General features: G+C 71.4%; 14 protein-coding genes and 3 tRNA genes. 2 read left to right on the top strand and 15 right to left on the bottom strand.

All coding sequences use genetic code 11. From position 1 onward, the window contains the following. Positions 1 to 202: 202 nt before the first annotated feature. The 7 genes from rplL to ACFQRF_RS16570 all read right to left on the bottom strand — a co-directional run bounded on the left by rplL (position 203) and on the right by ACFQRF_RS16570 (position 4,461). Positions 203 to 592, bottom strand: a complete 390-nt coding sequence (rplL, locus tag ACFQRF_RS16600) for a 50S ribosomal protein L7/L12 (RefSeq protein ID WP_379872001.1) — start codon at positions 590 to 592, stop codon at positions 203 to 205. 102 nt (positions 593 to 694) lie between these two features. After that, the gene (gene rplJ / locus ACFQRF_RS16595) at positions 695 to 1,216 is read right to left on the bottom strand and encodes a 50S ribosomal protein L10 (RefSeq protein WP_379872000.1); all 522 of its coding nucleotides are present in this window, start codon (positions 1,214 to 1,216) and stop codon (positions 695 to 697) included. Between the two features lie 431 nt (positions 1,217 to 1,647). Continuing rightward, on the bottom strand, positions 1,648 to 2,355 hold the full coding sequence (gene rplA, locus ACFQRF_RS16590) for a 50S ribosomal protein L1 (RefSeq protein ID WP_379871999.1): 708 nt from the start codon (positions 2,353 to 2,355) through the stop codon (positions 1,648 to 1,650). A 76-nt stretch (positions 2,356 to 2,431) separates the two neighbouring features. Beyond that, a complete protein-coding gene (gene rplK / locus ACFQRF_RS16585) occupies positions 2,432 to 2,863 on the bottom strand; it encodes a 50S ribosomal protein L11 (protein ID WP_379871998.1) in 432 nt (143 codons plus the stop codon). Positions 2,864 to 3,097: 234 nt separating this feature from the next. Beyond that, entirely contained in the window at positions 3,098 to 3,850 is a 753-nt protein-coding gene (gene nusG / locus ACFQRF_RS16580; protein ID WP_379871997.1) for a transcription termination/antitermination protein NusG, read from the bottom strand. A 188-nt stretch (positions 3,851 to 4,038) separates the two neighbouring features. Further along, positions 4,039 to 4,287 carry a preprotein translocase subunit SecE gene (secE, locus tag ACFQRF_RS16575; protein WP_379871996.1) on the bottom strand — a complete coding sequence of 83 codons (249 nt, stop codon included), beginning with the start codon at positions 4,285 to 4,287 and terminating at the stop codon, positions 4,039 to 4,041. 101 nt (positions 4,288 to 4,388) lie between these two features. Then, positions 4,389 to 4,461 (bottom strand) — tRNA-Trp (locus ACFQRF_RS16570). Between the two features lie 216 nt (positions 4,462 to 4,677). On the opposite strand from ACFQRF_RS16570, the gene ACFQRF_RS16565 reads away from it, so the two are divergent. Both ACFQRF_RS16565 and ACFQRF_RS16560 read left to right on the top strand, forming a co-directional pair. Continuing rightward, complete coding sequence (locus ACFQRF_RS16565; protein WP_379871995.1) at positions 4,678 to 5,886, top strand: pyridoxal phosphate-dependent aminotransferase; 1,209 nt, start codon at positions 4,678 to 4,680, stop codon at positions 5,884 to 5,886. Between the two features lie 116 nt (positions 5,887 to 6,002). Continuing rightward, complete coding sequence (locus ACFQRF_RS16560; protein WP_379871994.1) at positions 6,003 to 7,031, top strand: adenosine deaminase; 1,029 nt, start codon at positions 6,003 to 6,005, stop codon at positions 7,029 to 7,031. Positions 7,032 to 7,059: 28 nt separating this feature from the next. On the opposite strand, the gene ACFQRF_RS16555 is transcribed toward ACFQRF_RS16560, so the two are convergent. The 8 genes from ACFQRF_RS16555 to ACFQRF_RS16520 form a co-directional block, all read right to left on the bottom strand. Then, the gene (locus tag ACFQRF_RS16555) at positions 7,060 to 7,650 is read right to left on the bottom strand and encodes a TMEM165/GDT1 family protein (protein WP_379871993.1); all 591 of its coding nucleotides are present in this window, start codon (positions 7,648 to 7,650) and stop codon (positions 7,060 to 7,062) included. Positions 7,651 to 7,946: 296 nt separating this feature from the next. Next, the gene (locus ACFQRF_RS16550; protein WP_379871992.1) at positions 7,947 to 9,023 is read right to left on the bottom strand and encodes a UDP-N-acetylmuramate dehydrogenase; all 1,077 of its coding nucleotides are present in this window, start codon (positions 9,021 to 9,023) and stop codon (positions 7,947 to 7,949) included. A gap of 108 nt (positions 9,024 to 9,131) precedes the next feature. Further along, positions 9,132 to 9,569 (bottom strand): MaoC family dehydratase, encoded by a 438-nt coding sequence (locus ACFQRF_RS16545; RefSeq protein ID WP_379871991.1) that lies wholly within the window; start codon positions 9,567 to 9,569, stop codon positions 9,132 to 9,134. Between the two features lie 37 nt (positions 9,570 to 9,606). Then, positions 9,607 to 10,068 (bottom strand): MaoC family dehydratase N-terminal domain-containing protein, encoded by a 462-nt coding sequence (locus ACFQRF_RS16540; RefSeq protein ID WP_379871990.1) that lies wholly within the window; start codon positions 10,066 to 10,068, stop codon positions 9,607 to 9,609. A 173-nt stretch (positions 10,069 to 10,241) separates the two neighbouring features. Continuing rightward, positions 10,242 to 10,406: a 50S ribosomal protein L33 gene (gene rpmG / locus ACFQRF_RS16535; protein ID WP_114396174.1), complete on the bottom strand. Its 165-nt coding sequence runs from the start codon at positions 10,404 to 10,406 to the stop codon at positions 10,242 to 10,244. Between the two features lie 85 nt (positions 10,407 to 10,491). Continuing rightward, positions 10,492 to 10,567 (bottom strand) — tRNA-Met (locus tag ACFQRF_RS16530). A 107-nt stretch (positions 10,568 to 10,674) separates the two neighbouring features. Beyond that, positions 10,675 to 10,750, bottom strand: a tRNA-Thr gene (locus tag ACFQRF_RS16525). Positions 10,751 to 11,025: 275 nt separating this feature from the next. Further along, positions 11,026 to 13,113, bottom strand: a complete 2,088-nt coding sequence (locus tag ACFQRF_RS16520) for an AAA family ATPase (RefSeq protein WP_379871989.1) — start codon at positions 13,111 to 13,113, stop codon at positions 11,026 to 11,028. Between the last annotated feature and the right edge of the window lie 37 nt (positions 13,114 to 13,150).

Below are 13,150 nucleotides of genomic sequence, written 5' to 3'. Positions count from 1 at the left end.
CGCGGACGGGTTCGAGGGGCGGCTCCCCGCCCGCCGGGCGATGCCTCCGGCAGGGGTGCCACCGAGATTATTCCAGCCCGCGGCGCCGTGCGCCGCCGATACGGCCGGAGTGGCGCGCCGCGCTCCGCGAAGCGCCGCGAACGGCGAACGGGCGGCCGTCCCGTGGGGACGGCCGCCCGCGGCGGTAGCCGGGTGTTCCGGACTACTTGAGGGTGACGGTGGCGCCGGCGCCCTCCAGGGCGGCCTTGGCCTTCTCCGCGGTCTCCTTGTTGACGCCCTCCAGCAGCGGCTTCGGGGCGTTGTCGACCAGGTCCTTGGCCTCCTTCAGGCCCAGGCTGGTGAGGCTGCGGACCTCCTTGATGACCTGGATCTTCTTGTCGCCGGCGGCCTCAAGGACGACGTCGAACTCGTCCTTCTCCTCCTCGGCGGCACCCTCACCGGCACCGGCGCCCGGGGCGGCGGCGACCACGGCGGCCGGGGCGGCGGCGGTGACGTCGAACTTCTCCTCGAAGAGCTTCACGAACTCCGCGAGCTCCAGGAGGGTCATCTCCTCGAAGGAGGCGAGCAGTTCCTCGTTGCTGAGCTTCGCCATGATTGCGGTCTCTCTTTCTCTTCCGGCCCGGGCGCCGGACGGCGCCGTGCCGAGCCTGTACCTCCGGTGCGCGGCGCGCCGGAGGCGGGATGGTCGGGGTGGTCAGGCTTCCGCGCGCTTGTCGTGCAGCGCCTGGGCCAGCCGTACGGTCTTGGACGGGAGCGCCTGGAACAGGGCGGCGGCCTGCCCCTGCTTGGCCTTGAGCGCTCCGGCCAGCTTCGCGAGGAGGACCTCGCGGGACTCAAGATCGGCCAGCCTGGTGATCTCGTCGGGGGTCATCGCCTTGCCGTCGATGACACCGCCCTTGATCACCAGCGGCGGGTTCGCCTTGGAGAAGTCACGCAGACCCTTGGCGGCCTCGACGACGTCGCCCTTGACGAAGGCGATGGCGGAGGGACCCTGGAACAGGTCGAGGACCTGCTTGTCCAGGCCGGCCTCGGAGGCCGCGATCTTGGTGAGCGTGTTCTTCACGACGCGGAACCGCGCGTTCTGGCCGAGGCTGCGGCGCAGTTCGGTGACCTGCGCGACAGTGAGCCCACGGTACTCGGTCAGCACGGCGCCCGACGAACTCTGGAATTCCTCCGTGAGTTCGGCGACGGCGGCTGCCTTGTCCGGCTTCGCCATGGGACTCCTTCCAACAGTGAACACCGGCCAAGGAACCATCGGAACGAGCGGCAGCGGGCATGAAAAAAGCCCCGGCGCGGGCGCACGGGGCGATGGCCGGCGGGCATCCCGCCACGGCTCCGCGGAGACGAGGTCTCCGGGGCGGCGGGCCTGTCCGGCCACTGCTCACATCACGCCTGCGCTGGCCGCCCATTCGCATGGGACCTTGGGTCACCCGTCGGGTGACGACCGGCGGTCTTCGGCTCCCCTCATACTAGGCGACGTTTCCGGGTGGGTGGAACGGAGCGGCGGGTCCGGCTCCGTGACCTGCGCCGCGTCGCCTGTGCGGCTCACCGTGACGCGAAAAAGCCGGGCGCCCCGGCTCCGCACACGGGGTGCGGGGCCGGAGCGCCCGGTCGGGGTTCGCCGCCGGCACGCGGGCCGGCCCGCCGTCAGACGGAGGCGGCGAGGTTGCGCGTGACGTTCGGGTCGACCGGGATGCCGGGGCCCATGGTGGTGGTCAGCGTGGCCTTCTTGATGTAGCGCCCCTTGGCCGCCGACGGCTTGAGCCGCAGCACCTCGTCGAGCGCGGCGCCGTAGTTCTCGACCAGCTTCTGCTCGTCGAAGGACACCTTGCCGATGATGAAGTGCAGGTTGCCGTGCCGGTCCACCCGGAACTCGATCTTGCCGCCCTTGATGTCGGTGACGGCCTTGGCGACGTCCGGGGTGACGGTGCCGGTCTTGGGGTTCGGCATCAGGCCGCGCGGGCCGAGCACCCGGCCCAGCCGGCCGACCTTGCCCATCAGGTCGGGGGTGGCGACCACGGCGTCGAAGTCGAGGAAGCCCTTCTGGATCTCCTCGACCAGGTCGTCGTCACCGACGAAGTCGGCGCCCGCGGCGCGGGCCTGCTCGGCACGCTCACCGGTGGCGAAGACCAGGACCCGAGCGGTCTTGCCGGTGCCGTGCGGCAGGTTGACGGTGCCGCGCACCATCTGGTCGGCCTTGCGGGGGTCGACCCCCAGGCGCAGGGCGACCTCGACGGTGGCGTCGAACTTGACGCTGGTGGTCTCCTTCGCGAGCTTGACAGCCTCGGCCGGCGGGTAGAGCCGGCTGCGGTCGACCAGCTCGCTGGCCTTGCGGTAATTCTTGCTGCGCTTCACGGAACACTCCTGTCAAGGGGCTGTGGTGTGCGGGCCAGCGCGTGGCCCTGCCACGGTGGACGGACCGGAACGGGTGTCAGCCCGTCACCTGGATGCCCATGGAACGGGCGGTGCCGGCGACGATCTTCTCGGCGGCGTCGAGGTCGGTGGTGTTGAGGTCGGGCAGCTTGGTCTGCGCGATCTCCCGCACCTGCTCGCGGCTGATGGAACCGGCGGTGCTGCGGTTCGGGTCGGAGCTGCCCTTGTCAAGGCCGGCGGCCTTGAGGATCAGCTTCGGCGCCGGCGGCGTCTTGGTGACGAAGGTGAACGTCCGGTCCTCGTAGATGGTGATCTCCACGGGGATGACGCTGCCGCGCTGGGCTTCCGTCGCAGCGTTGTACTGCTTGCAGAAGTCCATGATGTTGACGCCGTGCGGACCGAGGGCGGTACCGACCGGCGGCGCCGGCGTGGCCTGTCCGGCCGGGAGCTGCACCTTGACGAGTGCCGCGATCTTCTTCTTCGGAGGCATTTCGGGTCCTTTGCCGGATCTGCTGCGTGATGAGGTCCCTGCCGGTCCCACGCGTGGTGGGACCGCGGCCGTCCGCGGCCCGGGCCGCCGGGAAGGCGGCACGGAGCACCGTCGACCCGCGACGGGCGGGGGTGGACGCGCGTCCGCCGGGACCCTGGCGGGCGCGAACGAGCCCCGCCGAGGCGGGGCACGGTGGGTCCGCCGAAGGCGGACCCACCAAGTGTAGGCGATCGGCTAGATCTTGGAGACCTGGTTGAACGCCAGCTCCACGGGCGTCTCACGCCCGAAGATCGACACCAGCACCTTGAGCTTCTGGGTGTCGGGGTTGATCTCGCTCACCGTGGCGGGCAGCGTCGCGAACGGCCCCTCCATCACGGTGACGGACTCGCCCACCTCGTAGGCGACGTCGGAGCGGGTCTCGGTCTCCTTCTTCTTGGCCTGCTCGGCCTCCTCCTCCGGCTCCGGCGCGAGGAGGTCGGCGACCTCCTGCAGGCTGAGCGGGGCGGGGCGGTTGGACAGGCCGACGAAACCGGTGACACCCGGGGTGTTGCGGACCGCGGCCCAGGACTCGTCGACGAGGTCCATGCGGACCAGGACGTAGCCCGGGAGGACCTTCTCGGTCACCTGCTGGCGCTTGCCGCTCTTGACCTCGGTGACCTCCTGCGTGGGCACCTCGACCTGGAAGATGTAGTCCTCCATGTTGAGCGACTGGGTGCGGCTCTCGATGTTGGCCTTCACCCGGTTCTCGTAGCCCGCGTAGGTGTGCACGACGTACCAGTCGCCCGGGAGCAGCAGGAGCTGCTCCTTGAACTCCTCGACGGGGTCGATCCGGGGCGCCTCCTCCTCGGCGACGGCCTCGTCGGTGGCCGCGGCCTCGCCCGCGTCAGCAGCATCCGTCTGCTCGGTCCGCGGACCGGTCTCGTCCGCCGACGACTGATCCCGCTCCTCGGTGCGAAGATCGTCAGAGGTCAGTGGGGACTCGGACACGGCTGCTCTTTCTCTCGTCGGGTACGCGCTCCCAGCCGTGGTGGCGGCCGAGAGAGTCGACAACTGTCGACACATGTCGACAACGTCAGCTTACGGTCTCGGCCGGTGGGATGGGACCAACAGCCCGCCAAGGCGCGGCACGACCGGCGGCGCGGCGGGGTTCGGGGTGCGGCCCGGGGCCGCCCGGATCAGGCCGGAGCGCCGAGGGTCCCGAAGAGCCAGGTGACGCCCTCACCGAAGAGGTAGTCGAGCCCGGACACGTAACCGACCATGATCAGGACGAACACGATGACCACGATCGTGTAGGTGATGAGTTCACGGCGGGTGGGCCAGCGGACCTTGCGCAGCTCGCCGACGACCTGCTTGGTGAAGGTCACCGGACCGGTGCGACGCTTGCGGTCCTTCTCCGGCTTGGCGTCGGCGTCAGTCTGTGTCACCTTGCGGTCCTTCGGAGTCGTCGGTTCACCTGGCACCTCCGGGCGGCCGGCCGGTCCGCCCGGCGCTCGTTACCACTGCGCTCTCAGGTCGCTCTTACTTGCAGGGCAGGAGGGACTCGAACCCCCAACCGCCGGTTTTGGAGACCGGTGCTCTACCAATTGAGCCACTGCCCTTCGGGGAACCCGCGTCCCCAACGATAGCCGCTGCGGCGAGCGGACGCGCGTTGATTTCACGGTGCGCGCCGAGCAGCCATCGGTCGCCTGAGTCTATGCCCATTCCGCACACAGGACCAACCCGGCACGTCACGGTGCGCGGCTGCGCGGCGCCCGGCCCCTCCCGCCCCGCACCCGTACGCGGCGCCCGGCGCCTTCGCGTGCGAGCATGGCCTCATGACTGACCGACCTCGTATCTCCGCACGTATCGGCGGCATCTCCGAGTCAGCGACCCTGGCGGTGGACGCGAAGGCCAAGGCCATGAAGGCCGCCGGCCGTCCCGTCATCGGGTTCGGGGCCGGGGAGCCCGACTTCCCCACTCCCGACTACATCGTCGAGGCCGCCGTCCAGGCGTGCCGCGAACCCCGCTTCCACCGCTACACCCCGGCCGGCGGCCTGCCCGAGCTCAAGGAGGCCCTGGCCGCCAAGACGCTGCGCGACTCCGGGTACCAGGTGGAGCCGAGCCAGATCCTGGTGACCAACGGCGGCAAGCAGGCCATCTACGAGGCGTTCGCCACGCTGCTCGACCCGGGCGACGAGGTCATCGTCATCGCGCCGTACTGGACGACCTACCCGGAGTCGATCCGGCTCGCCGGGGGCGTCCCCGTCTACGTCGTCACCGACGAGACCAGCGGCTACCTGGCCTCGGTCGAGCAGCTGGAGGCCGCGCGCACCGAGCGGACCAAGGTGCTGCTGTTCGTTTCGCCGTCCAACCCCACCGGCGCGGTGTACTCCCCGGACCAGGTCCGCGCGATCGGCCAGTGGGCGGCCGGGCACGGCCTGTGGGTCCTCACCGACGAGATCTATGAGCACCTGGTGTACGGCGACGCCGAGTTCAGCTCGCTGCCGGTGCAGGTGCCGGAACTGGCCGACCGCACGCTGGTCGTGAACGGCGTCGCCAAGACCTACGCCATGACGGGCTGGCGGGTGGGGTGGGTCATCGGCCCCAAGGACGTGGTGAAGGCCGCGAGCAACCTGCAGTCGCACGCCACCTCCAACGTCGCCAACGTCTCGCAGGTGGCCGCCCTGGCCGCCGTCTCGGGCGACCTGGCGGCCGTGGCCGAGATGCGCACGGCGTTCGACCGGCGCCGGCGGACCATCGTCCGGCTGCTCAATGAGATCCCGGGCGTGTTCTGCCCCGAGCCGCAGGGCGCCTTCTACGCCTACCCGTCGGTCAAGGAGGTGCTGGGCAAGGACATCCGCGGCCGCCGCCCGCAGACCTCCGCCGAACTCGCCGAGCTGATCCTGGAGCAGGCCGAGGTGGCCGTGGTCCCGGGCGAGGCGTTCGGCACGCCGGGCTACCTGCGGCTGTCCTACGCGCTGGGCGACGGCGACCTGGCCGAAGGGGTCGGCCGCATCGCCAAGCTGCTGGGCGAGGCCGCCTGAGACGGCGCTCCGCGCTCCGGCGCAACGCGGCCGCTCCGGTCCCGGCGGGGACCGGAGCGGCCGCGTTTTTCCGGGTACCGGACGACGGCTCGACCGCTTTGCGGCACCCTTGTGTCATGGAACGCCCGATCACTCGACTCCCCAAGGCCCACCTGCACCTGCACTTCACCGGCTCCATGCGGCACAGCACCCTCGTGGAGCTGGCCGAGCTGCGCGGGGTGCACCTTCCGCAGGCGCTCGTCGAGGAGTGGCCGCCCAAGCTGCGAGCCACCGACGAGCGAGGGTGGTTCCGGTTCCAGCGGCTGTACGACATCGCCCGATCGGTCCTGCAGCGGCCGGAGGACGTGTACCGGCTGCTCGCCGAGGCGGCCGAGGACGAGCGCGCCGCCGGGTCCGGGTGGCTGGAGATCCAGGTGGACCCGAGCGGCTACGCCGCACGGTTCGACGGCCTCACCGCCACCATGGAGCTCATCCTGGACGCGGCGCGCGCCGCCGAGCGCGAGACCGGAGTGGGGATCGGGCTGGTGGTGGCGGCCAACCGCACCAAGCACCCGCTGGACGCCAAGGCGCTGGCCCGGCTGGCGCGGCAGTACGCCGGGCACGGGGTGGTCGGCTTCGGGCTCAACAACGACGAGCGCCGCGGCCGGGCCCGGGAGTTCGAGGGCGCGTTCCGGATCGCCCGGCGCGCCGGGCTGCTGTCGGTGCCGCACGGCGGGGAGCTCCAGGGTGCCCGCAGCGTGCGGGAGTGCCTGGACGAGCTGGAGGCCGACCGGATCGGGCACGGCGTTCGCGCCATCGAGGACCCCTACCTCGTGGAACGGATCGCCACCCAGGAGGTCACCCTGGAGGTCTGCCCCAGTTCGAACGTCGGGCTGGGCGTGGTCGAGGAACTGGCGCACGTCCCGTTGCGGCGGCTGTTCGACTCCGGCGCGCCCATCGCGCTCGGCACGGACGACCCGTTGCTGTTCGGTCCGCGGCTGGCCGAGCAGTACGAAACCGCCCGGCGCACGTTCGGCTTCTCCGACGCCGAGCTGGCCGAGCTGGCCCGGATGTCGATCCGCGGCTCCGGCGCGCCCGAGAGCCGCCGTAAGGAACTGCTGGCCGGCGTCGACGCCTGGCTGAGCGCCGGGCCGCCCGCGCCCTGACCGGACGCGGACGGCCCGGCGGGGCCGGTCAGAACCACAGCCGGCGGACGCCCTCGAACACCATCACCGCGCCGGCGACGAAGAACAGCACGGCCGCGGCGATCTGGATGGCGCGCTCCGGCAGCTTCTTGCCGAGCATCGCCCCGACGGCGATGGCGATCGCGTCGGCGGCCACCATTCCGGCCGTGGAGCCGATCCACACCGGCAGCCACGGGTACTGGGTGCCCACGGTGATGGTGGCGAGCATGGTCTTGTCGCCCAGCTCTGCTAGGAAGAACACCGCGCACACGGTGAGGAAGCCCGACCTGATGCGCCGGGAGGCCGCGCGCTCCTCGTCCTTGTCGGTCATCTCGTCCCCGCGCAGCGTCCAGGCGCCGAAGCCGAGGAAGGCGATGCCGGCGATGAGGGTGACCCAGTCGGTGGGGATGGCGAGTCCGAGCACCTCGGCGATGAGGACGCTGAGGCCGTGCACCGCGATGGTGGCGGCGGTGATGCCCAGGAGGACGGTCCGGGCGCGGTAGCGCGTCGCCAGCGACATGGCGACGAGTTGCGTTTTGTCGCCCATTTCGGCGGCGAAAATGGCGGCGCCGCTGACGCCCAGTGCGGTGAGAAAGCCCACGGAGATCTCTGCCCTTCAGTCGTGGACCGGGCAGAAACGGCGGCGAGTACACCACTTCGGCCCGGAACTGGCTACCGGGCCGAAGGTCTCGTCCGCCTGAACACAGGACAGGCTCGCGCGGCCGGGCCCACCAGGGAGGACGGCGGGCCAGTCTGTCGACCACGTGATTGGGGACTACTCCCCTTCGACGAATTCCACGTTAGCAGAGAATTGGATGTTCGCAATTTCGTGGAACGCCGATGAATTGTCGGCCGCATTCCGAATAAAAGAGTTCGGCGCGCCGAAATGAATTGCTGTCACCCGTCAAGTGTGACGCCGACCATCACGGGTTCGTTCACCAGGGTGACGCCGAACGCCTCCGCCACCCCGGCGCGCACCTCCCGGGCCAGCGCGAGCAGGTCGGCGGTGCTGGCCCCGCCCCGGTTGGTGAGGGCGAGGGGGTGCTTGCCGGAGATGCGCGCCGGACCGGTGCCGTGGCCCTTGGCGAAACCGGCACGGTCGATCAGCCAGGCGGCGGAGGTCTTCACCCGGCCATCGGGCTCGGGGTAGGCCGGGGGCTCCACATCGGGGCCCAACCGCTCGGCGACCCGCTTGCGCAGTTCCGTGAAGGCGTCCTGATCCAGGAGCGGGTTGGTGAAGAACGACCCGGCGCTGCGGGTGTCCGGGTCATCGGGGTCCAGCACCATGCCCTTGCCGCGCCGCAGCCGCAGGACCGCCTCGCGGGCGTCCGCGAGCGGCACCCGCTCCCCCGGCCGCACGCCGAGCGTGCGCGCGAGTTCGGCGTAGCGGATCGGACGGCTGAGCGGGGAGCGGGTCAGCTCGAAGACCACCTCGCACACGACGTACCGGTCGGTGCCCTTGAAGACGCTGTCCCGATAGGAGAACGCGCAGTCGGCATTGCTCAGGGTGCGCGACACGCCCGCCGCGCGGTCGTGGACCAGGACCTCGGTCACGGTCTCGCTGACGTCCTGGCCGTAGGCGCCCACGTTCTGAATCGGCGTGGAGCCCACCCGGCCGGGGATCCCGGACAGGCACTCGACCCCGCTCAGCCCCTCGGCGACGCACCGGGCGACGAGCGTGTCCCAGTCCACCCCCGCGCTCGCGCGCACGCGCACGGTGCCGTCCGCGCCCGCCCGCAGGTCGATCCCCTGGGACGCGACGTGCACCACCGTGCCGGGGAACCCGGCGTCGGAGATCACCAGGTTGCTGCCGCCGCCGAGAACGAGCAGCGCGTCACCGGCGGCGTCGGCCGCGGTCACGGCCGCGACCAGTTCCGTGGTGTCACGGGCCGTGACGAACGCGGCGGCCGGGCCGCCGAGGCCGAGCGTGGTGTAGCGGGCCAGGGGCACGTTGCGGGCGGGGACAGCGGACACGGGCACCTCTGCGTCGGGACGGGCGCGCCGGCGGCGGGCCGGCGGGGGTCGGTCGCGGCGGCCGGGCCGCTCCGGGCGAAAGGGGCCCGGAGGGGGCCGAACCGCCGGCTAGGCGAGCCGGACGACGGCGCTGGAGCGGGCCAGCACCTTGACTCCGCCGCTGCGGGCGGTGAGCTTCACGACGACCTGGTTGCCATCGCGTTTCTCGCTGACCACGCCGCTCACGGCGATCTCGGCGCCGGTGTCGTCGTCGGGGACGACGACGGGCGCGGTGAACCGGACGGTGTACTCGACGACGGCGGCGGGATCGCCGGCCCAGTCGGTGACCAGCCGGCCGGCTTCGGCCATCGTCAGCATGCCGTGCGCGATGACGTTCGGCAGGCCGACGGACTTCGCCACGCGCTCGTTCCAGTGGATGGGGTTGAAGTCCCCGGAGGCGCCGGCGTAACGAACGAGGTCGGCGCGGCGCACCGGGAAGGTCCGCTCCGGGAGTTCGGTGCCGACCTCGACGTCGGCGTATCGGACGGGGGCGGTGGTGGCGGGCATACGGGGTCTCTTCTCCCTTGTGACGATCCGGCTCGGGCTACGACGCGGCCTGTTCGACGCCGCCGCGCACCACCAGCATCATGACGGCGGTGACGACGTGCTCTCCCTCGACCGTGCTGATCTCGCTCTCCAGCGTGAGCATCTCGTTGCCCGCCAGCGCCTTGATGCCGGCGATCCGGGTGCTGGTGTGGACCACGTCACCGGCGCGCAGCGGCCGGCTGTACCGGAACGACTGGTCGCCGTGCACGACCATCGAGTAGTCCAGGCCGAGCTCGGGGTCGTCGGCGGCGTCGGCCATGCCCGCCATGTTCATGATGACCGGGAACGTCGGAGGGGCGACGACGTCGGTGTGCCCGACGGCCTTGGCGGCCGCGACGTCGCGGTACACCGGGTTGGGGTCCCCGATGGCGTCGGCGAACTCCCGGATCTTTCCGCGGGTCACCTCGTACGGTTCCGGTGACGGGTACACCCGTCCCAGGTAGTCGCGGTTGATCGGCATGGGATCCCTCTCAGACAGGTTCTCGGCGTCCGCACCGCGCGGAGCACCCTTCGCTTTGATCCTGCCAGCAGCGGGTCGCGCGCGCCGGGCTTCCACACAGTAGTAGCCCAGCGAGCGCGTGCGCTCACTGGGCTACCAGGTCAGAACGGCCCATCCACCGCCGGGCGGACGGCCTAGCGGGTCTCGCGGTGCTCCGAGTGCTGCCGGCAGTTGGGGCAGTACTTCTTGAGCGAGAGCCGGTCGGGGTTGTTCCGCCGGTTCTTGCGCGTGATGTAGTTACGGTGCTTGCACTCCTGGCAGGCCAGGGTGATCTTCGGCCTCACGTCAGTGGCAGCCACGTTGGAGTGCCTTTCTCGCTGAACAACACTACGAACACTGAAAAAGACCCGCAGTGACCCCTGAGCTGGTCAGGGGTCGCGCAGGTGGTAGCGGAGGCCGGACTTGAACCGACGACACAGCGATTATGAGCCGCTTGCTCTACCGACTGAGCTACTCCGCCTAGAGCCGGGCTTCCGGCGCTCTTCCGAGCCTACCGGAACCCGATCAGACCGGCGAACATGATTTCCACCGGTCACCCACAGATGTGGACCGGACCTCATCAAGTGGTGGAGCCCCTTTACGGAATCGAACCGTAGACCTTCTCCTTACCATGGAGACGCTCTGCCGACTGAGCTAAAGGGGCGCGCTCCTGGGGTTTCTCCCCTTGTGGGGTTCCGCCCTTCGCGTCGATGACGACTATACAGGGGTTGCCGGGTGCTCTGCCAACTCGGAACACGTCGCGGGGGGGCATCGGGCTTCTGGTCGCGCTCACCACCTCGCTCCCCTCCACCGCCAACGCGAAAGGCGCTACGCACAAGGGCGTTGACGCCTCCGGACGCTCGGCGGCTCGCGCTCCGTGCTCCCGGTCGCACTCACCACCTCACTACCCTCCACCGCCAACGGGGTGGGCCTCCGGAGTCAGTCCACCCACACGTTGGACATCGAGTCCCGGTGGATCATGCGGATCGTGGCCGGCAGCCCGAGGCGGTGCAGCGAGTCGGGCAGCCGGGTGTCGTGGGTGAACACGATGAGCTGGCGGTGCCGGCCGACCTCCGCCAGCACCGCGGCGAGACCCTCCACCGTCTCGGTGTCCATGGCCTGTACCGGGTCGTCGAGCACCAGGAAGCCGAACGGGTTGCCCGGGACCATCGTGCGCGGCAGGCAGATGGACAGCGCGAGCGCCTGGAACTCCCCCTGGCTCAGCAGGCCCGGGGCGTGTCCGGCGCTGTCGGTGCCGTCGACGCTGACGTCCACGGCCACCCGGCGCTGCGCGCCCCGCCCGACCAGGCGCAGCGCCTCCAGGTCGATGTGCCGCTCCTGACGGAGCCGCTGCCAGACCTGTTCGGCGTGCGACGCGAGCGGGCGCAGCCGCTCGGCGCGGATCTCGCGGGCGGCGGTCGTGAACCACTGGAGCGCCTGCTCGGCCGGACGCAGCGTCTCCCGGGCGCGCAACGCCGCCCGGGCATCGTCCACCCAGGCGGTGAGCTGCTCCGCGAGTTCCGCCCAGCCGTCGGTGGGGTCGGCCAGCCGCTCGGTCGCCGCCTTGCGGGCCGCGACCGCGCAGGACCGCAGCCGCCGCCCCATGGTCTCGATGTGCTCGGCCAGCTTTCCGAGGTCGGTGAGTTCGGCGCCGGCGGCCCACTGCGCCCAGACCTGCCCCAGCTCACTGCCGGGGGGCAGCCATGACGGCGGCGGAGCCATCAGGAACCTCGCCTGGTCGCGGGCCCGCTCCGCGCGCTCGTAGGCCGCGGCCGCGCTCGCCGCCACCGGCTCCAGCGCGGCGATCTCGGTGCGGGCGCGGGTCACCCAGTCGGCGTCGAGGGCGCCCGCCGAGCCGCAGGCCGGGCAGTCCGTGTCGCCCGGGTGGCGCTGATGGTGTTCCAGGGCCTGGCGGAGCAGCTGGACGACGCCGCGCGCCCGGTCCCCCTTGGTGCCGGCCGCCATCGCCAGTTCCATGGCGGCACCGCGCAGCTCGCTGACGACATCGCCCATCAGCGCGCGCTCGGGGACGGAGAGGCGGCGCAGCCGGCGCAGCACCACCTGCTGGGCGGGGTCGCTGGGACCGTCGTCGGCGGCGACGGCGGCCACCCGGTCCAGGTCGATCGAGGCGGCGGTCAGCAGTTCGAGGGCGCGGGCGGCCCGCGGGTCGGCGCTGCCCCGGAGCTGTTCCACCAGGTAGCCGAGGTCGCGTGCCGGGCGGTTCTGCTGCTTGTCCAGCCGGTCGCAGACCTTGGCCAGCCGGCGTTCGCTCTCGGCGAGCTCGGTCAGGCCGAGCAGCGTGGTCAGCGTGTCGTACAGTTCGGCCGCGCGGCCGGTGACGGTGCGCCCGAGCTCGTCGTAGGAGAGGAACGGCCGGAAGCGGAGGAGTTCGTCGCCCCAGCCCAGCTCGCCCAGGGGACCGGTCTCGCCGGTGGGGAAGACGACCTCGCCGTGTGCGGACCGGACGCTGGCGCCGGCCCAGGTGCGGGTCACCCGGGTGCGCTGAGTGTCGCCGGCCATCTGGAGCTCGACGGTGATCTCGGTGCGATCGTCGAAGTGCAGGTTGCGCCAGCCGTCCCGCCAGGCGGTGGGCATGCCGTCCCAGCGCAGGTTCCGGCCGGTGAGCGCCGCCTCGATCGCCTCGGCGAAGCTCGACTTGCCGGAGCCGTTGCGGCCGACGATCACGGTCAGCCCCGGGCCGGGCGGGAACTCCAGCACCGCGGCCCGGCCGATGCCGCGGAAGCCCTGCACCTCGATCCGGCCCAGGTAGCTACGGCGCGATCGGCGCACGGGCCGGCCCGGCTCGGCCGGCTCGGGGAGGTCGGGGGTCTCCCCCCGGAGACAGGCGGCCACGGCGTCGTCGCCGTGCAGGGCGGCGACGACCCACCGGCGGGCGGTGGGGTCCAGGGGTGCGGCCGACAGCCGGGCGGTGAGGGACCGTCCCGTCTCTTCGGGCGCGGCCTCGTCGTTCCGTCGTCGTGGAGCCTCATTGGCGGACGTCGTCGGGGCTGTCGTCACTGTCGTCACCACACCCGCTCCATTCTGCACTTCGCTCCTGCAGACT

Origin of the sequence: Marinactinospora rubrisoli (assembly GCF_042664915.1) — a bacterium.
Lineage (GTDB): Bacteria > Actinomycetota > Actinomycetes > Streptosporangiales > Streptosporangiaceae > Marinitenerispora > Marinitenerispora rubrisoli.
Note: the sequence above shows the minus strand (reverse complement) of the source record. Positions and strands in the feature narration are given on the sequence as shown.